This window comes from Pseudoclavibacter sp. AY1F1, assembly GCF_002931075.1.
Classification (GTDB): domain Bacteria; phylum Actinomycetota; class Actinomycetes; order Actinomycetales; family Microbacteriaceae; genus Pseudoclavibacter.
Genome location: NZ_PSTQ01000002.1, coordinates 21,091 through 43,632, shown reverse-complemented (window position 1 = coordinate 43,632; position 22,542 = coordinate 21,091). Strand labels below are relative to the sequence as shown.

General features: G+C 67.6%; 19 protein-coding genes and 1 tRNA gene. 11 read left to right on the top strand and 9 right to left on the bottom strand.

Annotated features, from left to right (window positions below):
• Nucleotides 1-30: 30 nt before the first annotated feature.
• The 4 genes from C5B85_RS04385 (at nucleotide 31) to C5B85_RS04370 (ending at nucleotide 4,370) form a co-directional block, all read left to right on the top strand.
• A complete protein-coding gene (locus C5B85_RS04385; RefSeq protein WP_104284841.1) occupies nucleotides 31-1,269 on the top strand; it encodes a DUF418 domain-containing protein in 1,239 nt (412 codons plus the stop codon).
• 25 nt (nucleotides 1,270-1,294) lie between these two features.
• A complete protein-coding gene (locus C5B85_RS04380) occupies nucleotides 1,295-2,260 on the top strand; it encodes a magnesium transporter CorA family protein (protein WP_181064276.1) in 966 nt (321 codons plus the stop codon).
• A gap of 425 nt (nucleotides 2,261-2,685) precedes the next feature.
• Nucleotides 2,686-3,045, top strand: coding sequence for a PadR family transcriptional regulator (locus C5B85_RS04375; RefSeq protein ID WP_104284839.1), 360 nt, complete (start codon nucleotides 2,686-2,688; stop codon nucleotides 3,043-3,045).
• The gene (locus C5B85_RS04370) at nucleotides 3,042-4,370 is read left to right on the top strand and encodes a hypothetical protein (RefSeq protein WP_104284838.1); all 1,329 of its coding nucleotides are present in this window, start codon (nucleotides 3,042-3,044) and stop codon (nucleotides 4,368-4,370) included. The genes C5B85_RS04375 and C5B85_RS04370 overlap by 4 nt, the downstream gene beginning before the upstream one ends.
• A gap of 112 nt (nucleotides 4,371-4,482) precedes the next feature.
• Here C5B85_RS04370 and C5B85_RS04365 read toward each other — a convergent pair whose 3' ends face one another.
• Complete coding sequence (locus C5B85_RS04365; RefSeq protein ID WP_104285136.1) at nucleotides 4,483-5,862, bottom strand: cation:dicarboxylate symporter family transporter; 1,380 nt, start codon at nucleotides 5,860-5,862, stop codon at nucleotides 4,483-4,485.
• A gap of 164 nt (nucleotides 5,863-6,026) precedes the next feature.
• On the opposite strand from C5B85_RS04365, the gene C5B85_RS04360 reads away from it, so the two are divergent.
• Genes C5B85_RS04360 through C5B85_RS04350 form a run of 3 tightly spaced genes read left to right on the top strand, consistent with a single transcriptional unit; the run spans nucleotide 6,027 to nucleotide 9,244 of the window.
• Nucleotides 6,027-7,658: a sensor histidine kinase gene (locus C5B85_RS04360; RefSeq protein WP_181064275.1), complete on the top strand. Its 1,632-nt coding sequence runs from the start codon at nucleotides 6,027-6,029 to the stop codon at nucleotides 7,656-7,658.
• Complete coding sequence (locus C5B85_RS04355) at nucleotides 7,648-8,373, top strand: response regulator (protein WP_104284836.1); 726 nt, start codon at nucleotides 7,648-7,650, stop codon at nucleotides 8,371-8,373. Before C5B85_RS04360 ends, C5B85_RS04355 begins: the two co-directional genes overlap by 11 nt.
• A gap of 55 nt (nucleotides 8,374-8,428) precedes the next feature.
• The gene (locus C5B85_RS04350; protein ID WP_104284835.1) at nucleotides 8,429-9,244 is read left to right on the top strand and encodes a sugar phosphate isomerase/epimerase; all 816 of its coding nucleotides are present in this window, start codon (nucleotides 8,429-8,431) and stop codon (nucleotides 9,242-9,244) included.
• A gap of 313 nt (nucleotides 9,245-9,557) precedes the next feature.
• Here the strand turns inward: C5B85_RS04350 and C5B85_RS04345 are convergent, their stop codons facing one another.
• From C5B85_RS04345 to C5B85_RS04335, 3 genes are read right to left on the bottom strand one after another with little or no spacing between them, the layout of a single operon-like run.
• The gene (locus C5B85_RS04345; protein WP_104284834.1) at nucleotides 9,558-11,780 is read right to left on the bottom strand and encodes a YhgE/Pip domain-containing protein; all 2,223 of its coding nucleotides are present in this window, start codon (nucleotides 11,778-11,780) and stop codon (nucleotides 9,558-9,560) included.
• The gene (locus C5B85_RS04340; RefSeq protein WP_104284833.1) at nucleotides 11,777-14,734 is read right to left on the bottom strand and encodes an MMPL family transporter; all 2,958 of its coding nucleotides are present in this window, start codon (nucleotides 14,732-14,734) and stop codon (nucleotides 11,777-11,779) included. Before C5B85_RS04340 ends, C5B85_RS04345 begins: the two co-directional genes overlap by 4 nt.
• 22 nt (nucleotides 14,735-14,756) lie before the next feature.
• Nucleotides 14,757-15,368, bottom strand: a complete 612-nt coding sequence (locus C5B85_RS04335) for a TetR/AcrR family transcriptional regulator (protein WP_104284832.1) — start codon at nucleotides 15,366-15,368, stop codon at nucleotides 14,757-14,759.
• Between the two features lie 429 nt (nucleotides 15,369-15,797).
• On the opposite strand from C5B85_RS04335, the gene C5B85_RS04330 reads away from it, so the two are divergent.
• Both C5B85_RS04330 and C5B85_RS04325 read left to right on the top strand, forming a co-directional pair.
• On the top strand, nucleotides 15,798-15,989 hold the full coding sequence (locus tag C5B85_RS04330) for a hypothetical protein (protein ID WP_068476980.1): 192 nt from the start codon (nucleotides 15,798-15,800) through the stop codon (nucleotides 15,987-15,989).
• Nucleotides 15,990-16,119: 130 nt separating this feature from the next.
• The gene (locus tag C5B85_RS04325) at nucleotides 16,120-16,752 is read left to right on the top strand and encodes a hypothetical protein (protein ID WP_146077842.1); all 633 of its coding nucleotides are present in this window, start codon (nucleotides 16,120-16,122) and stop codon (nucleotides 16,750-16,752) included.
• Between the two features lie 106 nt (nucleotides 16,753-16,858).
• Here C5B85_RS04325 and C5B85_RS04320 read toward each other — a convergent pair whose 3' ends face one another.
• A complete protein-coding gene (locus C5B85_RS04320) occupies nucleotides 16,859-17,506 on the bottom strand; it encodes a vitamin K epoxide reductase family protein (RefSeq protein WP_104284830.1) in 648 nt (215 codons plus the stop codon).
• A gap of 12 nt (nucleotides 17,507-17,518) precedes the next feature.
• Nucleotides 17,519-18,310: a thioredoxin domain-containing protein gene (locus tag C5B85_RS04315; protein WP_104284829.1), complete on the bottom strand. Its 792-nt coding sequence runs from the start codon at nucleotides 18,308-18,310 to the stop codon at nucleotides 17,519-17,521.
• Nucleotides 18,311-18,454: 144 nt separating this feature from the next.
• On the opposite strand from C5B85_RS04315, the gene C5B85_RS04310 reads away from it, so the two are divergent.
• Nucleotides 18,455-19,708, top strand: coding sequence for an MFS transporter (locus tag C5B85_RS04310; protein ID WP_181064303.1), 1,254 nt, complete (start codon nucleotides 18,455-18,457; stop codon nucleotides 19,706-19,708).
• A gap of 144 nt (nucleotides 19,709-19,852) precedes the next feature.
• Here the strand turns inward: C5B85_RS04310 and C5B85_RS04305 are convergent, their stop codons facing one another.
• Both C5B85_RS04305 and C5B85_RS04300 read right to left on the bottom strand, forming a co-directional pair.
• Nucleotides 19,853-21,160 (bottom strand): D-arabinono-1,4-lactone oxidase, encoded by a 1,308-nt coding sequence (locus C5B85_RS04305; protein WP_181064274.1) that lies wholly within the window; start codon nucleotides 21,158-21,160, stop codon nucleotides 19,853-19,855.
• 254 nt (nucleotides 21,161-21,414) lie between these two features.
• Nucleotides 21,415-21,487 (bottom strand) — tRNA-Lys (locus C5B85_RS04300).
• Between the two features lie 89 nt (nucleotides 21,488-21,576).
• On the opposite strand from C5B85_RS04300, the gene bcp reads away from it, so the two are divergent.
• Nucleotides 21,577-22,056, top strand: a complete 480-nt coding sequence (gene bcp, locus C5B85_RS04295; RefSeq protein WP_104284826.1) for a thioredoxin-dependent thiol peroxidase — start codon at nucleotides 21,577-21,579, stop codon at nucleotides 22,054-22,056.
• Here the strand turns inward: bcp and C5B85_RS04290 are convergent.
• Nucleotides 22,053-22,469 carry a hypothetical protein gene (locus C5B85_RS04290; protein WP_104284825.1) on the bottom strand — a complete coding sequence of 139 codons (417 nt, stop codon included), beginning with the start codon at nucleotides 22,467-22,469 and terminating at the stop codon, nucleotides 22,053-22,055. The genes bcp and C5B85_RS04290 overlap by 4 nt on opposite strands.
• Nucleotides 22,470-22,542: the final 73 nt, after the last annotated feature.

Sequence of the window (22,542 nt, the reverse complement as noted above, 5' to 3'; positions counted from 1 at the left end):
GCCGAATACGTCTTTCGATAGCGTTGGGGCATGCATCCTCCCGCGCCAGGACTCCAGCCCACGGCGACCAGCGCACGAGCCCTCGCCCCAGACGCGGCTCGGGGATTCGCACTCCTCTTCATCGCCATCGCGAACCTCACCGTGTACCTGTATGGGAGGGATCAGGGCATTCTGTTCCGCCCCTTGGACGCCAGCGTCGGTGACCGGGTCGCGGACGTCCTCAGCGCGCTCTTCATCGACAACCGCAGCTTCCCGCTCTTCTCCCTGCTGTTCGCCTACGGCTTACACCAGCTCGTGACACGGGAGGAGCGGCGCGGCACGGCGTGGCCGACCGTGCGGCGCCTGCTCGTGAAGCGCAACCTCTGGCTCTTCGTCTTCGGCGCCCTGCACGGACTGCTCCTCTTCATGGGCGACATCATGCACACTTACGCGCTCGCAGGGTTCGTCCTGATCCTCCTGATGCGCTCGCCGAACTGGGTGCTGTGGCTCGTCTTCGGCATCACTGCACCGCTCGCTGTGGCGTTCGGGAGCGGCGACGCGGCCGCGGCGTCCGGCCTCGGCGCGCTCAGCGGCGGTGCGGCGCCGATGATGCCGTCGGTGCTGAGCGAGACGCTCCTCGACGCGCACCTCATCCGCGTCGGCGAGTTCCTGCCGTTCCTGATGCTCGCTCCCCTCACGGTGCTGGGCATCCTCCCACCCATGCTGCTCGGCCTCCTCATGGCGAGGCACCAACTGCTCGAACGTCCGTGGGAGCACGCCCGCACGCTGCGCCTGATCGCCATCGGCGGCGTCTCGGCCGCGGTCGCTGGCGGCATCCCTTTCGCGCTCGGTCTGGCCTTCGGGTTCGACCCCGGCCCCGTCTGGTTCCTAGCGGGTTCCCTGCACTCGGCCACGGGCATCCTCGCCGGTGCCGGCTACGCGGCTCTGTTCGCGCTCATCGTCGCCAGCACACAGCACTCCGGCGCCACGCCGAGCCCTGTGATCAGGGCGCTCACCGCGCTTGGACGCCGCTCGATGTCCGGCTACCTTGCGCAGTCCGTCATCTTCCTCCTGATCATGCCCGCCTGGTCGCTCGGCCTCGGTGGTGTCGTCGGCACCGGCGGTGCCTTCCTGATCGGCACCGCGACGTGGCTCGCGACACTGCTCGGAGCCGTTCTCCTCGAGAAGGCCGGAAAGGCCGGCCCCGCCGAATGGGCGATCCGGAGGCTCAGCTACGGTCGGGCACCGTCGAGCTCGCCGCGGCTTCCGCCGCAAGCGCCGTTCACCTGACCCGGGCGGCCGTACGATGAGCCGCATGCAGACCAAGAGGCTCTACCGCGACGGCAAGCGTGTCGGCGGCGAGCACTCGCTGTCGAACCTCACCGAGCACCGTGCATCCGGGGACTGCACGGCCTGGGTCGACCTGACACTCGAGGAGGTGGGCGCGCTCGATGAGCTCGCACGCCTCCTCGACCTGCACGCCCTCGCGGTCGAGGACGCGCGGTCCCGTCTGGAGCGTCCCCGCCTCGCCCGCTTCGACTCGCACCTGCTGCTGACACTGTCGAGCTCGGCGTGCGATGAGACCGGCGACGTCACGATCTCGCGGCTGACCGCGTTCATCCTGCCCGGCATCCTGGTGACCGTCCACGAACCCGCCTTCCCCATCGAGGACGTCACGAAACGGCTCGACGAAAACGAGGAGTTCTCGGAGTTCGGGGTTCCGTGGCTCGTCTGGGGGCTCCTCGACGTTGTCGTCGACAGCCACACCGACTCCGTCGAGCAGCTCGACGAGGTCATCGAGGCGCTCAGCGACGGACTCTTCAGCGAACGGCCGGACACCAGCGAGGTGCAGCGGCGCGCGTTCACCCTGCGCCGGAGCGTCTCGAAGCTGCGCCACGCGACGCTCCCCCTCAAGGAGGTCATCACCCTCCTCATCCACCAGGGCGAGGAGAAGGTCGCACCCGAGCTGCACCCATACTTCGCCGACGTCGGCGACCACGCCGCGCTTGCTGCCGACTGGTCCGAGACGCTCGCGGAGCACGTCTCGACGGCCATCGAGACGAGCATCGCGCTGCAGGGCAACAAGATGAACGAGATCATGAAGAAGGTCACGGGCTGGGCCGCGATCATCGCCGTCCCGACCGCTATCACCGGCTTCTTCGGCATGAACGTCGACTTCCCCGGCCACAACGAGGTCGAGGGCCTCATCGCCTCCGTCTCCCTCGTCATCGGCTCGTCCGTGGTGCTCTACATCGTCTTCAAGAAGCGCGACTGGCTGTAGCCGACGCGGACTGCGCCGAAGCCGCCACACCCATCCAAGGTCCCACACCTCGCCCCACGCTCCCAGCCTTACTCCTCCTGCCCCGCCTCGGCGGCCTCGCCTCCAAGCTGCCCCGTTCCCCGCTCAGCTCCAAGCGCCGTCGATTTAGGGGCGAAATGCAAGCGAGCCGTTCGCCGCGCCCCGGAATCTTGCGGCGCCTTGGCTGGCGCTGCGCGCTCGAAAGCCACTTCGCCCCTTAATTGGCAGCACGCCCGGAACCCGGCAGTGTTCCACCTCGCCGCCTCCGAGGCGGTCGGAGGCCCTCCGAGGCGGTCGGAGGCCGTCAGAGGCGGTCCGAGGCGGTCCGAGGCGGTCCGAGGCTCGATTCGCCAGCCAGTTCAGATGTCGATTGACCACATATTACCGATGTGGGTATATTCCCACACATGACTGAAGTTGCATTCTGGATCCTGACTGCGCTGGCAGGAGGCCGCCAGCACGGCTACGGCATCCTCAGGGACGCCGACGAGCTGAGCGACGGCGCCGTGAAACTGCGCGTCACGACGCTCTACACCTCCCTCGATCGCCTCGAGCGCGACGGCCGCATCCAGCGGGCTGGCGAGGAGACGGTCGATGGTCGGGCACGTCGCTACTACGAGCTGACCCCTGCGGGTCGCACGGCGCTCGAAGTCGAGACCAAGCGCCTCCTGGCTCGAGCCCGCGCGGCGGAGAAGCGCCTTGCAACGCCGCCGACCGCGGCGTTGCGCCCAGGCACGGCTGGCATGAGCGCGGCGGTGGCCTGGTGAGCTACAGCAAGCTGCTCCGCTGGTACCCGAAAGCGTGGCGCGGGGAAAACGGCGACGTGTTCCTCGGGATGCTCGAGGACGACGCCGCGGCACGCGGAGCCACGAAGCCCGAGTTCACCGAAGCCTGGTCGATCCGCGTGCACGGCCTGGCCGAACGCGCGAGCTACAAGATCGCCCTGGCCCTGGCGCTTGTAGCCGTTGTCAGCTTCTCCGGCCCGGCGGTGGTCGGGCTCCTCCAGCGACTGACGACTGGCGAAACGTTCATGTCGATAACCCCCGCACTCTTCATCGCAGTCCTCATCGGGCGCGCTGCCGGAGTCGCGGCCTTCGGCTTCGCAGTGGTCACGCTCCTGGTCCGAGCACTACAGATGAGCGCCTGGCCCGCGACCCTCTCTGCGGCCGCGTTCGCGCTGAGCGCGCTGACCGGTAGCGCCGAGTTCGCATTCTGGCTGCTTCCGGTTCCAGGCGCCGAGGAGGAGTTGCTGTTCCCGCTCAACTTCACTTGGCCCGCGAGCACCGCTCTTTTCATGGTGGCCGCGACGATTGCCGCCGGAAGCGCCTTGAGCGAGATGTTCCCCACCTGGCTTCGACTGGTCCTAGGCGGCGCGCTCGGAATTCTCAGCGGAATCGTCTACTCGAACGTGATGCTCGGCGCATCGGGCGTCAACTCGCTTGTGGCCTGCACGTTGGTCGTCGCGGTAGTCGTAGCAGCAAGCGTGACTCGCTCCCAACGAGAAGGAACAACGAGAGCGGTCGCGGGAGTCGCTTCGCGCGACCTTGCCTTACTCGCCGCTACCGCAGTTTCAAGTGGCGCAATCGGCTGCATCGGCCTCGTCATCCAGCGCTTCAACCTCGCCGGGGCGGAGCTATGGAGCTCTTCGGCTCTCGTCCTGGCCGTCCTCGCCCCTCTCCCGACGTTCATTGCCGGAGCCGCGCTGGTGCGACGGCGCATGGGCAGCGTCGCGATCTGGGCCGCGTTTTCCTGGTGCCTTGCGCTCGTCCTTGTCGCGGCCTGCTGGACGATCCGGCCCTTCATGGAGGGGTTCCTCTTCATGGTCGCACCAGTGTTAGCTGCTGCGCTCGCGCTGTTCGGGACCGGCCTGTGCCTCGCGGCAATCCGGGGCCTCCAGGTATGGGCCATTCCGGCTGCGGCTGCGCTCGCGATTGCGGGCGGGTTTCTGCTTGGTGGGGCAATACTCAAGCTCGCGATTATCGCCCCGTTCCTGTGCCTCGGTGCTGCGGCGTTGGCTTTTGGGCTCGTGCGGGTTCGTGCTCGGAGCAAGAGCTTGCGGCCAGTCCCCGTCGGGCCCGATGTGAGGATGTGATCCGGCGAGCGTGCCGGACCCCGCGCTCCCCGCTGCAGACCTGTGGGGTGCGCATCCGAATCTTTCGAAACGGATGCGCACCCCACAGGTCTGTGTGCGTGAGCGGTTCGGGCTACGCCGTGACGCGCTCCTGGTCGATGACCTGCTGGCTCTTGGCGTCGCGCGAGTGATCGGTCGAGCCGTGCACGTCCTCGTTCATGGTCGCCTCGTCGAACGGGGCACCACCGCTCAGCACGAGATCGACGCGCTGCTTGTCGATCTCCTTGGTCCACGTTCCGACGAGCACCGTCGCGACGGCGTTTCCCGTGAAGTTCGTGAGGGCACGAGCCTCGGACATGAAGCGGTCGATGCCGACGATCACGCCGACGCCGTCGACGAGGTCGGGGCGGTGGGCCTGCAGGCCGCCTGCGAGCGTCGCGAGGCCGGCACCGGTGACGCCGGCGGCACCCTTCGAGGCGATCATCATGAAGACCAGCAGCGAGACCTGCTCACCGATGGAGAGCGGCGTGCCCATCGCGCTGGCGATGAACAGCGACGCCATCGTCAGGTAGATGGCCGTGCCGTCGAGGTTGAACGAGTACCCGGTGGGAATCGTGATGCCGGCGACCGACTTGGAGACGCCGACGTGCTCCATCTTCGCAATGAGGCGAGGCAGCGCCACCTCGCTCGACGACGTCGAGACGATGAGGAGGTACTCACGGCCGAGGAACTTCATGAGCTTGAAGATGTTGACGCGGGCCACGAGCCAGAGCAGCGAGCCGAGCACCACCACGATGAAGAGCGCGCACGTGATGTAGAAGGCGACCATAAGCGTGCCGAGCGCGATGACCGCGTCGATGCCCGTCGCTCCAACGACCGCCGCGATGGCTCCGAACGCTCCGACCGGGGCGACCCACATGATCATGCCGAGCACGCGGAAGACGAGGGCCTGGATCTGGGCGATCGCGTCGATGATGGGCGCGGCCTTCGTGCCCATCTTCTGCAGACCGAAGCCGAGGAGCAGGGCCACGAACAGCACCTGCAGGATGCTGCCGTCGGTGAGCGAGGAGAACAGCGAGGTCGGGATGATGCCGAGCAGGAAGTCGGCAGTCCCCTCGCTCTTCGACGCATCCGCTTCGTAGGACGCACTCGCGATGTTCAGGCCCTCGCCCGGGTGGATGAAGTTGCCGACGACCATGCCGATGCCAAGGGCGAACGTCGACATCGTGATGAAGTAGAGGAGCGCGAGCCCGCCGACCTTGCCGACCGTCGCTGCCTTGGCGATCGAGCCGACGCCGAGCACGATCGTGCAGAAGATGATGGGGGCGATCATCATCTTGATGAGCGCAACAAACGCCTCGCCGACGGGCTTGAGCGCCTTCCCGAACTCCGGGAAGACGAGTCCGACGGTGATGCCGGCCAGCACGGCGATGATGACGGCGATGTAGAGCCAGTGGGTCTTGTCGATGCCGCGTTTACGCGGGGCTTTGGTGTCCTGAGATGTGAGCGCCATTGCTGTCTTCTCTCCCTTGAGATCCGACGCGAGCTGCGTCGAGAACGATGGATTGAGCATCCGCTCACCGACATGACGACCGCGACTTGCGTTCATACTGTTTTCACCGCGCCCCTCAACAGCGAGACCAGGTGCGGCCCGCCCATCGACGCCGAGGAGGTGCCGTGCGATTCGCAAGCTGGAGCGTCGCGACGCGCCTCTTCGTGCTGCAGTTCGTCGCCATCCTGGCGCTCACCGGCATCGGCGTGGCCGTCGTGTGGGCGGATGCGCGCCGCGAGGCGGAGGACGACGCCGCACTGCGCAGCCTGGCGGTCGCCGAGACGATCGCCCACGACCCATTTGTCGTCGAGCAGCTCGCGGCTGACGACCCCAGCAGCGCCCTCCAGCCGTACGCGATCGTCATCTCCGACTCCACGGGAATCGACTTCATCACGATCATGGACACGGACCGGGTGCGCATCACACACCGAAATCCGGAGGAGATCGGTCGCCTGTTCCAGGGCAACATCGATGCGGCGCTCGCGGGCTCCACGTTCACCGAGACCTACACGGGAACGCTTGGCCCCTCGGTGCGCGCCGTCGCCCCGATCTGGGCGGACGGCGAGGTGGTTGCCCTCGTGTCGGCCGGTGTGACTGTCTCGAACGCGCACGTCGCGACGGGATCGCGCATCGCCCTGATCCTCTGGTCTGCGCTTGGCGCGCTGCTCATCGGAGGCGCGGGCGCATGGGCGCTGAGCCGGTACCTGCGGCGGGTGACGGACAACCGTGGCCCGGAGGACCTGGCCCGCATGTTCGCCTACTACGAGGGTGTGCTGCGCTCGATCGACGAGGGGCTTGTCCTCATCGACACGAAGGGCAGGATCGCGCTCACGAACGGGGTGGCCGCCGAGTACCTCGGCCTGCCGCCGTTCGACCCGCAGGCCGCCCCGGTGCCGGTGCGGGAACTGGAAGTGCCTGAGATTCTCCGCGACGTCCTGCTGCGCGAGGACGCCGTCGTCGACGAGATCGTCGTCACCGAACGGCACGTGCTCGTCGTGAACTGCGAGGCCGTCGTTACGCGTGGGCCGGGTCAGGATGCACCGCGCTTCGCAGGCACGGTCGTCACGCTGCGCGACCACTCCCGCATCGAGGAACTCAGCGGAGAGCTCGAGACGTCGCAGACGCTCGCGGCGGCGCTCCGCTCGCAGGCGCACGAGTTCGCGAACCGACTGCACACGATCATCGCGCTCATCGAGCTCGGCCAGCCGGACGAGGCGATGCGGCTCGCGAGCTCTACCCTCGACGTCAGCCAGGAGCTGGCGGACCGCCTCGTGCGCGCTATCGAGGACCCGGTTCTTGTCGCACTGCTCCTCGGCAAATCGTCGCAGGCCGACGAGATGGATGTGCGCTTCGAGCTGCACCTGCCCGCCCGGGTTCCCGCGAGCGCCTCGGCGAGGGACCTCATCACGATCGTCGGCAACCTCATCGACAATGCCCTCGAGGCGGCCCGCGCCACGCCAGCCCCCGCGGTTCGCGTGCTGGTCGAGGAGCTCGACGGCGAGGTGCTCATCGAGGTCAGCGACAGCGGAGACGGACCAGACCCGGAGTTCCTCGGACGCATCTTCGATTTCGGCGTTTCCGGCAAGCCCGGCAAGGGGCGCGGTGTTGGCCTCGCGTTGGTCAGGCAGGCCGTGCGCAGATCAGGCGGGAGCATCGACGTCGAGGGGTCCGCGTTCACCGTGTGTCTGCCGGTGCGAGGGACTGAGCTGACCCCGAGCGGCGTTTCAGGAGAGGGGCGAACCGCAGATGACTGGTGACCTGGCGGCCCGGCATGCGCCTCTGCACGTGCTTGTTGTCGACGACGAACCGCTGACGGCGCGGGCGCACGTCTCCTACGTCGAGCGCATATCAGGGTTCCGTGCTGTCGGGGTCGTTGGGACGGCGTCCGCGGCGATCCTCGCCGTGCGCGCGGCCGCCGCCGGTGACGCCGAGCGCATCGACGTGGTCCTCCTCGACATCAACATGCCGGACGCTACGGGCATCGATGTCGCCAGACGGCTCAGAGCTGAGGGGCACGACGTGGACATCATCGCCGTGACCGCCGTGCGCGAGGCGGCGACCGTGAAGCAGGCGGTCTCGCTCGGCATCGCCCACTACCTGCTCAAGCCGTTCACATTCCAGACCTTCGCCGAGAAGCTGGAAGCCCTGCGCGAATACCGGGCAGGCCTCTTCGACCACATCGTGTCGAGTCAGGACGAGGTCGATCAGACACTCGCGTCGCTCCGCCAGGCCACACCCCACGCGAGCCTCCCCAAGGGGCTTACGAGCGAGACGCTCGCAAGCGTCATCGCCGCACTCAGGGCGCCCGGGGAGGGAACCGGCATCTCAGCCAAGGAGCTCTCTGAGCAGCTGACGCTCTCCCGCGTCACGGCGCGCCGTTACCTCGAGCACCTCGTCGACACCTCCGCCGCCGAGCGCACCCCCAGGTACGGAACGCCCGGCCGGCCCGAGCTCGAATACCGTCTCACCTGATTCGTCTGGAGGGTCCGTCATCTTTCGGACAGCGGAGAGGAGTAATCTCCGGAAAATGATCACCGTCGGCATGAGCACCTCCTGCACGTTCCCGAAGTCTGTCGAGACGTCGTTCCAGATAGCTCGCGACGCGGGCTTCGACGGCATGGAGATCATGATCTCGACCGACCAGACCTCACGAAGCGTGGATGCGCTGAAGCGGCTCATCGACAAGTACCAGCTGCCGGTGCTGGCCGTCCACGCCCCGGTCCTGCTCTTCACGCAGTTCGTGTGGGGCCGCGACCAGCGCACGAAACTGCAGCGCTCCGCCGAGCTTGCCCGCGACATCGGCGCCTCCACCGTGGTCGTCCACCCGCCGTTCCGGTGGCAGTCGGGATACGCGGAGAACTTCCTCGACATCGTCCGCGAAATCAACGCAGACACCGGCACTGAGATCGCCGTGGAGAACATGTTCCCGTGGAAGGTCTCCGGCCGCGCCCTGCAGGCGTACAAGCCCGGCATCGACCCCGTCGAGATGGACTGCGACGCCATCACCCTCGATTTCTCGCACGCAGCCCTCTCCGGCCGCGACTCCCTGCAGATGGCGAAGGCCGCGGGCGACCGCCTGCGCCACATCCACCTCTGCGATGGCCAGGCGCCCGAGGCGAACGACAAGCTCTTCGACGAGCACCTCGCTCCCGGCGAGGGCGGCCAGCCCGTCGCCGAGACGCTGCAGTACCTCGCCTCGATCGGCTGGTCAGGCCACGTCGTGGCCGAAGTGAACACGCGCAAGGCGAAGAACGAGCCGGACCGCCTGCGCATGCTGCGCGAGACCGTCGCGTTCGCCCACGAGCACCTGCAGCTCGGCCGTTCGGTCCCCGACACGGTCTAACGCCCGCGCAATGCCCGACGCCGTCGAGCGATCACTCCCACTCCCGTCTCATCTCCCGCCCTCGTCTCGTCTCCCGCTCCCGTCCCCCACTCTCGTCTCGGGATGGGTTTCTCATCTCGGGATGGGTTGCAACCCATCCCGAAGCGCGCACCCCATCCCGAGACTTTGACTGTCGGATGCAGCAGCGCCGCACCGAGACGCGTGGCCACGCCGAGGAGTGTGGCCAACCGGCCACAACCGGCCCCGGCGACCTTGGTGGCCCCGGCGGCCTGGGCGCCCCGGCGGTCTGGGCGCCCCGGCGGCCCGAGCGCGCCTACGCGGCGACGAGCTCGCGGCGCCCGGCGGCGAGGCCGGCAACAAGCGACGGCTTCGAGCGTCGTCTGCGCCCGATGACAAGGCTCGCCGCTGCGAACGAGACCGCGGCGATGATCAGCAGGCCGACGGCGGCCATCACGACTCCGGATGCGCTGCCCCCCGAGTAGGCCAGTTGCAGCCCTGCGGCGAGGTGCGTTCCGGGGAGCAGCCCCGAGAGCGTTTCGACGAACGGCGACTTCAGCTCGAGCGGCACGAGTCCTCGCATGGCGAGCACCTGGATGCTCAGGAGGCCGATGGAGGCGACGGCCGCGGCACGCCTGCCCCAGAGGGTCGTGAACAGCAGGTGCAGGCCGATGAGGGCGATCGCGCAGAGCGCGCCGAGGCCGAGCGTCGCGAACGCCGCGCCGACGGGCACCCCGACGAAGCCGTGCGCGATGATCATGACGGCGAGGAGCACGGCGGCGAGCGGCAGGAGCATCCGCCTCGTCGCATCGAGCAGGATGCGCGCGTTCGACGCCATCGAGGCGTAGGCCTCGGTGGGCACGAGGCGGCGCATGAGCGTCGTCGCGAGTGCCGCGAGCCAGAGTGCCAGAGGCAAGATGAGGGCGGTGAGGATCTCGCCGAAGCTCACCTCGTGCTGCATGGCCTGGTTGGCCTGGACAGGGTTGGCGACGACTTCCGCGAGCGCGTCGGGGTCGCCCACGGCGTCCTCCGCCTGCGCTGCTCCGTCGCTGAGGCCCGTTGAGAGCTGGCTCGCGCCGGAGGTGAGTTCGCCAACGCCCTCCTGGATGGGGGCGACACCGTCGACCAGCAGCTGCTGACCGTCGCGGAGCTGCCCGAGTCCGGTTGCGAGCGCGCTCGCGCCGGCCTCGAGCTCGGTGCCGCCTGTGACGAGCTGGGTGGCGCCGCTCTCGAGCTCGTCGCCTGCCGTCGCGAGGTCGGAGGCTCCGGCGGTGAGGCTGCTCGAGCCTGCCGATAGCTGCGTCGCGCCGGTGTTGAGCTGGTCGATACCGTCGGCGAGCGTGACGAGGCCTGCGCCGAGCGCCTTCAGGTCGGTTGCTCCGTCGGTCACGGCGGTGAGCTCGCCCGTCGCGCCGTCGAGGGTCGAAACGAGGCCGTCGACGCCGCCGGTTGTGCCGGCGAGGCCCTCGAGTTGCGTTTCGCATTCGGATTTGAGGGTCGGGTCGGCGAGTGCAGCGCACCACGCGACGAGACCTTCCGTGGAGTTGTTGAGCGCGACGAGCGCCGGCCTGATCTGCTCTTGGTAGGTTGCGGTGCCCTGCGTTACAGCGCTCGAGTAGCCCTCAAGCTGGGTGCCAGCATCTGTGAGTTCCTGGCCGCCGGTGCGCAAGCCTGGAGTCTGCTGTGCGAGCTGCCCAACGCCAGCCGCGAGCTGGTCGGCGCCGCTCGTGTATTGCGTGATGCCCACCGAGAGCTGGTCGACGCCTCCCGTGTACTGGGTGATGCCGCTCGAGAGCTGACCGACGCCGGAGACGTAGGTGGTCACACCGGTCGACAATTCGCTGGCGCCGTCCGCGCTCTGCACGAGTCCCGTCGAGAGCTCGCTCTGGCCGTCGGCGAACTGCGCGACGCCGGAGCCGAGCTGCGTGCCTCCGTCTGCCAGCTGGGATGCGCCGTCCGCCGCGTCTCGCAGCGACGTGGCCGTCTGCCCGATGCCATCGAAGAGCTGGACGGCGACCATCTCGGTGACCTGCGTGCCGAACTGGGCGGTGAGTGCATCCGAGAGCCCGTTGGCGATGGCGGGAGACAGGTAATCGTGGGACTGGTCGGTGGTCACGTCGATCGTGGCGGGCGTCGCCCCCTCGTCGGCGATGCCGGTGATGCGTGCGGAGAAGTCCTCCGGGATGGTGACGACGACGTACGCGGAGCCGTCGTCCAACGCCGCCTTCGCGGTTTTGGCGTTGGCGAGCTGCCAGTCGAAGCCCGTCGCTGTGTCCGGGTCGGTCAGCGCGCTGACGACGAGCCTGCCCGCGATGACGGTCGTCTCCGTGCCGTCTGGCGCGGTCGGGGTCTGCATCTCGTCGTTGTTCACGATCATCGCCGGGATCGCCGAGGTTCGGGCCTCCGCTCCGGCGAGGCCCGCGAAGTATGCGCCTGCGACGATGAGGGGCACGAGGATCGCGACGAGCAGGTTTCGGACGCGTCGGCGACGCAGCGCCCCGCGGTCGGCCGTGATGGAGTGGAGAACGGCGGCGCTCATGCGAGTGCTCCCTTGTGCGTGCTGGATGCAGTGTGCGTGGATTCTGCGTCGGCCGAGGCGACCGGTGGGGCATCGAGTCGGATGCGGCCGGCGGGGCGTCGCACCTCGCCCACGATGGCGGCGGGGTCGAGTCCTCCGGGAATCCCGAGGACGATGGTCGTTTCAGGCGCAGCGAGTGCGCTCGTCTCCGAAAGGAGGGACGCGGCGAGGCGGATGGCCGCCTCTGCCTCGGCTCCGGGGCCGAGGTCGAGGATCAGGACCTCTGGTGCTTCCGCCAGGGCGATGCGTGCCAGCGCGACACCTCGAGATGCTGGCCGGAGGTCACCGAGGCTCGTGTCTGCTTGCACACGCGGTGATCCGTCGCGCAGCCTGGCAACGGCGGCAGAGACCTCGGCGACCGCCTGCTCGATGAGCGCAGCTGGCACTGCTCCCCCCGCGACTCCGCGGCCGAGGCGGAGCCGCTCCTCGAGGAGCGCGCCCACGGTGAGTTCCGCCGACCTGGCATCGATGGACGAGGCATCTACGACGGCGACGCGACGCATGAGCGCGCCCTCGTCTCCGGGCGTGAGGTGCCCGTGCGCGTGGGCGTGCCCGCTCACGGGGGCGATGCGACCGGCGAGGGTCGCCGCGAGCAGCCGCCGTTCGGCGAGCTGGCCTTCGACGAGCAGCACACCGCCGCGTTCGATGCCGCCGGTGACCGGGCGCGTCGTCGTCGATTCGGCACCGGCGACAAGCGCGTCCATCGCGATGCCGTCGGGCTGGTCGAGCAGCCACTCGGCGTTCTGCCGGTAGTGCCGGAGGTGCTCCCCCTCGACGTCGAGGTCGGGCAGGATCCGGTCGAGCCAGGCAGGCAAGGCCCAGGCCCGCTTGCCGAGCATCGCCATGACGGCGGGCACCAGGGTCATGCGCACGAGGAAGGCGTCGAAGAAGATGCCGGCCGCGAGCCCGAGGGCGATGGCCTTGATGACGCCAGCCCCCTCTGGCACAAACGCGGCGAAGACGAAGAACATGATGAGCGCGGCCGCGGTGACCACGCGCGCGCCGTTTGCGAAGCCGGTCTCGACCGCCTCCCTGGCGTTCCCGCTTCGCACGTACGCCTCGCGCATTCCGGAGACGAGGAAGACCTCGTAGTCCATGGCCAACCCGAAGATGATGGCCATGAGCAGGATGGGCATGAAGCTGATGATCGGGCCGGGCACGACGTGCAGTGCTTCGGCGAACCACCCCCACTGGAAGATCGCGACGACGACGCCGAAGGCCGCGAACACGCTCAGCAGGAAGCTCAGCGCCGCCTTGAGCGGGACGAGGATCGAGCGGAACACCATCATGAGCAGGAAGAAGCTGAGCCCGACGACCACGGCGGCGAACGGCAGCAGCGCCTGGTTGAGACGGTCGGAGATGTCGAGCGCGATGGCCGTCGCGCCCGTCACCGAGGTCTTCATGCCGGTCTCGAGCTCAAGCTCATCGCCGAGGTTGCGGATCTCGCCGACCACCCGAAGCGTCTCGTCGTCGTCCGGCCCCGTCGAGGGCACCACCTGGATGATCGCGGAGTCAACGGTCAGGTTGGGCAACGGGTCGCCGACGGTCTCGACGCCGTCGACCTCGGCGACGCGGTCGGCGATGAGCTGCAGATCGTCGAGGAGCGACTCGTTGTCGCCCTGCGTTATGTCGACCATGACGATGAGGGGCCCGTTGGCACCCGGTCCGAAGTGCTCGGAGACGAGGTCGTAGCCGACGTGCGCAACGCTGTCCTCCGGCTCGGAGGCACCGGAGGGCAGGGCGAGCTTGAGGTCGAGCGCGGGGAGGGCAAGCGTGCCGAGGATGGCCACGACGGCAAGCGCGAACGCCAGCGGCGCCTTCATGACGAGCCGCACCCATCTCCTGCCCATCGTGGGCTTCGCGTTGGCGCCCGTCTCGCGGCGGAACGCGCGCGACCCGACCTTGGGGCGCATCCGCTCACCCGCGAAGCCGAGGAGCGCTGGGATGAGCGTGATGACGGCGGCCATGGCGGCGAACACGGCGCCGGCTGCCGCGACACCCATGACGCTGAGGAACGGGATCCCGACGATCATGAGGCCCAGGAGGGCGATCATGACGGTCACGCCGGCGAAGACGACGGCGTTGCCCGCCGTGCCGACGGCGGTCGCTGTCGACTCCTCCGGGTCCATCCCGTTCGCGAGCTGCGTGCGGTGGCGTGAGACAACGAAGAGCGCGTAGTCGATGCCGACCGCGAGGCCGATCATGACCGCGAGCAGCGGTGTCGCGCTCGAGACGACCACGAACTTCGCGGCGAAGAGGATGCCGCCCATCGTCACACCGACCCCCACGATGGCGGAGGCGAGCGGAAGGCCGGCGGCGAGCACCGAACCGAAGGTCACAAGCAGCACGATGGCCGCGAAGACGACGCCGACGATCTCGGTCGGCGTCAGCCCATACTCGAGGTTCTGGAAGATCTGCCCGTCGAAGCCGACCTGCAGACCTGCGGTTTCAAGCGACGTTCCGATCTCGGTGACCTCTGCGATCACTGCCTCGCTGATGTCCTCGCTCGTGCCGTCGAACTGCACGCGGATGATGCCAGCCTCGGCGTCGGCGGACACGGCATCAGTCGCGTACTCCGAGAAGGGTGACAGCGCCTGGCTGACGCCGTCGAGTCCGCCGAGCTGCTCGGCCGCGTCCTCGATCGCGCCCTTGTACGGCTCGTCTTCGACGGACTCCCCGGCCGGGGTGACGACGACGACGCTCGCGCTTGCGCCTGCCGCTTCGGGGAACACTTCCCCAAGGCGGTCGAGCGCCGCCTGCGACTGGGTGCCCGGAATCGCGAACGACTCCTTGAGTGCACCGCCTGCGGCCACGCCGACGCCGAGCGCGACGGCCAGCAGGAGGATCCACGCGGAGAGCACACGCCACGGGTGGCGGTACGAGCCTCGGGCGATTCGGAAGAGAAGAAGGGCCATGAGTCTGTTGCCTGCCTGTGGACTACCGGCGCGTGGCCGAGATGAAGGTGAGCGCGGCGACGAGTTCGTCGCGTGTCGGCTCTTGCGTGCGGGCCTCGCCAGGGATGCTCTCGTTGGCGAGGCAGTAGGTGACACCGGCGAGCCCGATGGCGATGCGAAGCGCACGGTCGGGTTCGTCGTCGGACAGCGCCGCAACAAGCCGCTCGATGATGGAGTCGACTCTTGTCGCGATGAACTCGCCGGCTCCGGTGCTGCGGTGGTTCACGAACATGTGCACGGCGAGGCGGTGCTTGAGGAGGAAGTCGACGAACGGCCCGACGAGTCGTTCGTCCTCGGCGCCGATGTCGAGGCGCTGCAGCGAGTCGACGAGTTCCTCGAACGCACCGAGGGCTTCGAGCACGGCCTGCTCGAAGAGGCCCTGCTTCGAGCCGAAGTGGTAGAGCAGGTTCGCCTTCGTGTAGCCGGCCTTGCTCGCGATCTCCTGCAGGGAGGCACCCTCGTAGCCGTGCGCGGCGAACTCGACGAGCGCCGCCTCCTTGAGGAGATCGGTCGGGTGCGTCCGCGCGGAACGGGGCTGCTGGCCCTGCGGCGGGTCGGCGTCAGGGCTCTGCGATGGGGGCTGCTGCTCGGTCACCCCGAGAGTCTATTGACCGAACGGTCAGACTTCAACCGATCGGTCAGGATGTGCGCAATGAGCGCACCTCGACCGACCTGGAGCACTCCGGCCGCTCTGCGGGCGTGCCGCGCGGACTCGACACGCGAGGCGACCGCCGACATGATGCCCCCATGAGCCCGTCCAACAGCGTCGCAAGGTCAAAATGAGGATCCAACGATAACTTGGTCCGCACCAATTTGATCAGTTGCACACATAGGGAAGGCAGTGATTCGGCCTAAAAATGGCGAATCGACCCCGTCGGTGCCCAGGGGTCCCCGGAGTGAACTCCAGGCGACTCACGAGGCACTTCACGAATCAGCCAGATGACACCGCTAATCTGACGGGGTCCATCAGAACGTCGGCGCCATCACAACGACGCGGCCCCGGCACAAGCAGGGAGCGGAAGCCATGCGCAAATTCCTCACTAACGGCGCGATCCTGTCCTCGGTCTTCGGCATCGTCGGCGTCGTCCGGCAGACATCGATGGAGACCAAGCGCTGGCGGGCAGTGCTCGTCTGGCTCGCTTGGGGCATCTCCACCGCACTCGCGATCAGTGCCGTCATGGACGACGCGAACCAGAAGAAGCTAGAGCTCGACTAACAATCCGCGCGGCGTGCGGCGTGTCTATCGACGCGCCGCACGAACGCCGTGAGACTAGTGCTGTCTCATTCCGGGCCAGACGACCTGTTCCGGTGCAAGAGCCTCGAAACCTGTGCAGAAAGGGGACTCCGTGTTCGGTTGGTTCCGCAAGCGGCGACACCCCGAGGGTGAAGTCACGTCGACGACAGAGTCGGCTCAGCCCGCCCAGCACGGAGCAGCTACGCTTCCTGCACCCTCGCAGCAGCACGTGGGCGCCATTCCAGCCCCCATCCCCGCTGCCTCTGCGCCGTCAGCTCGCCCGGCGATGCCGCTCGGCGGCCACCCCAATTTCTCGGGCCTCGAACGCCCAGGCAGCGAGCTCGAGCCGCCGCGCCTCCTAGAGCCGAGCGCCATCATGAGCGACGAGGCACGCGAAGAGCTCACGCTCCTCCTTGACGACATGTTCGGCGCCGAGGGCCGCTACCGCCTCGAGTGGCGGCCAGACCGCGAGCCGGGCGACGACGCCATGTTCTCGGAGATCATGGTTGCCGACCTCGTTCGCCGCATCCAGAACACGCTCGGCACAGTAGCCGCCCTTGAGTCTGGACAGGAAGCGCCCGCTCGCCTCGCTCCCGTCAGCGAGCAAGAACGACAGAAGGCCATCGAAACGTTTCTGAAGCCCGAGGAATCACTCGAAGACCTCGTCGAGACAGTCACGCCGCGCCCGGCAGACATCGCTGCACGCGCCTCCTCCGCCGTCGGCGTCGAGCGGAAGATCGCCTGAACCGCTTCCCCACGACGCCACTGAACTGCACAGCAAAGAACCCCGGTCCTTTCGGACCGGGGTTCTTTGCGTGCGTGCCGTACGCGCTCCGGGGCGCGGCCGCTGGCTAGACCGCGAAGTAGGGCAGCAGGCCGGCGAAGACGATCGCGATGACCGCCAGATACCAGACGATGATGATCGTCAGGAGGAACGGGGCGAGCTTCGCCCCCACGCGCTGAGCGCCGGACCCGAGGTGGCCGTGCACCATGTTGAAGATCGTCCCCGTCGAGACGAGTGGAATGGTCGCAGCCCAGATGATCATGCACCAGAGGCAGAGACGAGCGAGCTCGAAGGCGCTGTACCACTGCAGGTAGCTGACGAGCGCTGCGGCACCGACGAGGCCGACCTGGAAGGCCACCCAGAACCAGCGACGGTAGCTCGCGCCGGCGAAGATGCCAGCACCGATGGCCACGGTCACCGCAAACGCCACGAGGCCGATGATGATATTCGGGAACCCGAGGATCGCGCCAGCGGATGACTGCATAGCAGGCCCGCACGTCACGAAGAGGCTCAGGTCGCACACGAGGGCCTCGGTTGGCGCCTGAAGCTTGTGGATGTACTCGACGGTCAGGAAGAAGCTCGCGAGCAGCCCGACACTGCCGAAGACGACAAGCGCCCATGCCACGTTCTTGGGCGTGCGGACGAGCCAGGGCAGCTTGGATTCGCTGCCTTGCTCGTCCTCGAGGGCCTCAGCCAATTCAGCGGAGCTCGCCACGTCTCGCCTCCGCTATTCGCCGGTGTTTGCCGTGCCGACGAGCCCCATGAGGGTCGCGGCGTCGGGCGGCGTCTGCTGGATCTCTCCATCGATCATGATGGTGGGCGTTCCGTTCACGCCGGCCGCACGCGCCGCCGTCGTGTTCGAGGCTGCCCAGCTCGAGAACTCGCCGTTGGTGGTGTCCGCGAGCGCCTGCTGGTTCGTGACGCCGAGCTGGCCGAGCGCGGAGGCGTAGTCTGCTGGCCCCCAGCCGGTCTGCGTCTCGGCCGGGATGCCGAAGAGGCCGTCGTGCACCTCGAAGAACGCGCCAGGCTCGTTGGCGACCGTCGCCGCGATCGCCGCTGCGGCCTCGGCACCGTACGGTGCCACGATGTTGATGGCGTGGTAGGTGACCTGAACGTCACCAGATGCCACGAGGTCGTTGTAGACCGGCCCAGTCTGCTCGTGGTAGTCCACGCAGTGTGGGCAAGAGTAGTCGAAGTAGTAGTCGATCTTGACCGGCGCATCCGCTGCCCCGATGACGATCGCCGAGTTGTCGGCAACCGTGATGGGCTGCTCCACGGTGGAGCCGTCAAGGCGCCCGACCGCAACCGTGCCGTCTGCCGTGATCTCGATCTTCTTGCCGAACCAGGTCGAACCGAACACTGCGAGCAGCACGATCGCACCGAGTACGACGACTGCGCCGACGATGATGCCGACCTGCGTGAGCACGCGTCCGCGCTTTGCTCTCGCCTCTTCCTGCTTGCGGATGGCGTTCGCCTCTTCGCGAAGCTTCTGAATGTGTTCGCGGTTCTTGTCTGCCATTGCGGCTCTCCTCGGGTTCGACGACCGGCGTCATTGTACGTGAGATCATTTTGTGACCTTCACATATTTACTTGCGGCCACAACTATTACATTGTGCCCCCCCGAGAACCCGACGACCCCCAGGGAGCAGATGCCGTGAGTTCGATGTTCCGCTCGCTCCGTGAACGGAACTACCGCATCTGGTTCGCGGGGTCACTGACGTCCAACGTGGGCACATGGATGCAGCGCACCGCGCAGGCCTGGATCGTCCTCACCGAGCTCACCGACAACGACGCGACAGCCCTCGGCGTCGTCATGGCACTGCAGTTCGGCCCACAGCTCATCCTCGCCCCGTACGCCGGAGTCATCGCCGATCGACTCTCGAAGCGCAAGGTGCTCATCTGGACACAGGCCGTCATGGCCGTGCTCGCCCTGGCGCTCGGCGCGATCGTCACAGCCGGCGTCGCGGAGCTCTGGCACGTCTACGTCTTCGCGCTGCTCCTCGGCTGCGCCGCCTCCCTCGACGCGCCAGCGCGCCAGGCGTTCGTCTCCGAGGTCGTGGGCCTCAAGTTGCTGTCGAACGCCGTAGCACTCAACTCCGCGTCGTTCAACGGTGCCAGGATGCTCGGGCCGGCCGTCGCAGGTGTCCTCACGGTGGTGATCGGCGCAGGGCCCGTGATCCTCCTCAACGCGCTCACCTACGTCGCGACGATCGCGGCGCTGATGGCAATGCGCACCTCAGAGCTGCTGCCGTCTCCCCCATCGAAGCGGGGGCGCGGGCAGATCCGCGAGGGCATCCGCTACGTCGCAAGGCGGCCGGACATCGTCGCCGTGCTCGTGCTCGTTTTCCTCCTCGGCACTTTCGGCCTGAACTTCCCCATCTACACCGCAACCATGACGACGACGGAGTTCCAGGGCGGCGCCGACAGCTTCGGGCTGCTCTCGTCGATCCTTGCCATCGGCTCGCTCGGCGGCGCGCTGCTCGCGGCCAAACGCGAGCGGGCCCGGTTCCGCGTGCTGCTCACCTCAAGCGTGTTCTTCGCGCTCAGCTGCCTCGCGGCCGCACTCGCCCCCACGTTCTGGCTCTTCGCCATCGCGCTCATCCCCATCGGCTTCACGTCGCTCAGCGCGATCACCACGGCCAACGCCCTGGTGCAGGGAAGCGTCGAGCCGTCGATGCGAGGGCGGGTCCTCTCGCTGTACATGGCGATCTTCCTCGGCGGCACGCCGATCGGCGCTCCCGTCATGGGATGGATCGTCGAGCTGTTCGGGCCGAGGGCCGCGCTCCTCGTGGGCGGTGCATCCGGAGCCATCGGGGCGATGCTCGCGGCCTGGATCCTGCATAGAGCGGGCGCGTTCAGATGGCGCGACCGCCCCTGGCGCAATCTGAACGACCCGCGGGCCGACGAACCGCTCTAGATGTATATCTAGGGCGCCGCGTTTCGCTCGCCTCAACAGCTTCGGGATGGGTTCCTCACCTCGGGATGGGATGCAACCCATTCGAAGCTCGAAACCCATCCCGAGACTCAGGTGCGCGGTCGTGCGCGGCCGCGCGCAGCCAGCTCAGTGCGCTCCGAGGACCCGCCTCAGGTGGGCGTTGTCGAACACGCCCTCCGGGTCCAGGCGCTCACGCGCCGTGTGGAAGTCACCGAAGCGCGTGATGACGTGCTTGAACTCCTCGGCTCGCACCGTGTGGAAGCTCCCCCAGTGCGGCAAGCCGCCGAGGCTCAGGAAGAGGTCCTCCGCAGCGGTGAAGATCGGGCGCGCGTCGAGCGTCGATGGCACGCGCACCGTGATGTTGCCAACCGTGCGCCCGTATGCGTTTGACAGGAACGCATCGTCAGCCGCGGTCGTTGAGACGCGCACAGCGTAGGGAAGGTGCAGGTGCGACCGCTCGAGGGTCTCGTCGAGCGCGCGCAGCACCTCCGGCGTCTCAGCGATGGGGAACGAGTACTCGAGCGACGCGAAGCGCACCGGCGCTGGCTCGGCCAGGGCGCGCATGGGCCCGAGGGTGGACTCGCCGACCGGATGCACGCGGTTCGCGAGCTTGTTCACGGCGGGAGTGAGCAGTGGCAGCGACTTGGACAAGCCGATCGCCAGCATTTCGCCGAGCGCGCCGAACGAAGCCGAGCGGCGCGACGGCGTCGGCTCATCCGCGATCTCGCCTGACTCGCGGAAGCCCTGCGTCACGAACACCTCGTCCGTGTGGGGGCGCCAGCTCGCCGAGAAGTGGTCTGCCCCTGAGGCGAGCACTGCGAACTCGTCGACGAGCCCGCTCATGCGCATCTCCTCCTCAGAGGTGCGGATGCGGTAGCCGGGAACGATGCGGAAGACGAGTTCCGTGAAGATCCCGAGGGCGCCGAGGCTGAGCCTGACCGATGGCCACAGCTCGAGGTCCTGATGGGCGCTGACCGTCACGAGCTCACCCGTGCCCGACACGAGAGTCGCGGAGACAAGCTGCGACGAGAGGCTCGCGAAGCGCGCGCCGGTACCGTGGCTCCCCGTCGCGACGGCCCCACCGAGCGTTACGGCCGGATTGTTCGGGAAGTTCTCGAGTTGCCAGCCATAGCTTTCGAGCAGCGCCCCCGCCTCGGCAATCGTCGTCCCCGCGCCGAACGATGCCTCGTGGCTGTCAAGGTCGATCCAGTTCAGGCCCCGGAGACCGCGTGTGTCGAGCAGGATGTCCGGCGCGGCAGCAAGCGCGTTCGAGGTGTGGCTCGCCCCGACAGGCCTGACGTGCCTGCCGCTGCTGTACGCCTCCGCGACGATCCGCTGCACCTCGACCGGCGTCCTCGGAGCAACGATGCTCGAGGGGGTCGCCCGTGCGGTTCGCGGCCAGTTCGCCCAAAGTTCACCGGGTGCATTCGTCACGGAATCTGCCTCCTCGTCGTCGGCGCGATCCGCGCCAAGCCAGTGCATGCCCATTCTGCCAGCACCTCGCCTCGGAGAACGGCAGATTCCCGCTCACTCGCGCGCCAGCGGTCAGTGCCCGCGCTGACATTGAGTGCCCGCGCCGACCTTGAATGCCGCTCCGGCCTTGAATGCCCGCGTCGACCTTGAATGCCCGCGTCGACCTTGAATGCAAGAAGGCCCGGTAGCTGGCGAGAGCTACCGGGCCTATCTCGTACACCCCCTCGGACTTGAACCGAGAACCCATTGATTAAGAGTCAATTGCTCTGCCAATTGAGCTAGAGGTGCGTGCCGTTACGTTTCCGTGGCGACCGAGAGAGCATAGCACTGTTTTGAACTCGAAGTCCAATCGACCACAACATGCCACGATTGAGGGCATGACGACATCAACTCCGGCCCGCCTCGAGCCTGGTGCAAGCGCCCCCGATTTCACCCTCACCGATCAGGACGGCAGCTCCGTCTCGCTCTCCGACTACCGAGGCAAGCGGGTCATTCTCTACACGTATCCCGAGGCCTTCACGCCAGGATGCACGGCTGAGGCTTGCGACTTCCGCGAGAGCGACACGCCCCTCCGTGCGGCGGGCTACACGATCCTCGGTATCTCTTCCGACGAGCCGGAGAAGCTCGCCGAGTTCCGCGACGCCGAGCACTTGGACTTCACGCTCCTGAGCGATGCCGACCACAAGGTCCAGACGGCGTACGGCGCGTACGGCGAGCGAAACAAGTACGGCCGCGTGGCCGTTGGGCCCATCCGCTCGACCTTCGTGATCAACGAAGCAGGCAGCATCGTGCACGCGCTCTACAACGTCCGAGCCGCGGGCCACGTTGCCCGCATCCTGAAGCTCCTCGAGATCTAGCGGCCCGTTTCCAGCTCGTCGTCGTCGCGGCGCAGTGCGCGGGCAGTTGCCGGATGCACGGCTGCGACGATGCCGAGCAAGCTGACGGCCACGAGAGCCCAGCCGACCCAGACAGCAATATCGCCCTGAAGGAACACCCAGGCGACTGCCAGCTGCATGATCTGCCACGTGATCGCGGCCCCGCGCACCCAGGAGCGCAGGCGGATGATGGACACGGCGACAAGCGCGAGCAGCACGGCCCCGAGCAGCGCAAGCCCAGCAAGCGCAAGGGATGAGGCCAGGAACTCCGCCTGCTGCGCGGCCGTCTCCACGATGAGGAAGACCGTCGCCGCCGCGAGGATCGCGGCCTCGAAAATGAGCACCCCGGCAAGCAGAATGACGGTGACCGGACGCTTGGCCGTGCCTAAGCTCACGAATTACCCCTTGCCTGGAAAATCACGCTGTGGCAAAATCTTTCTCTAGGTAGAGATACCCGGAGGTATGCAA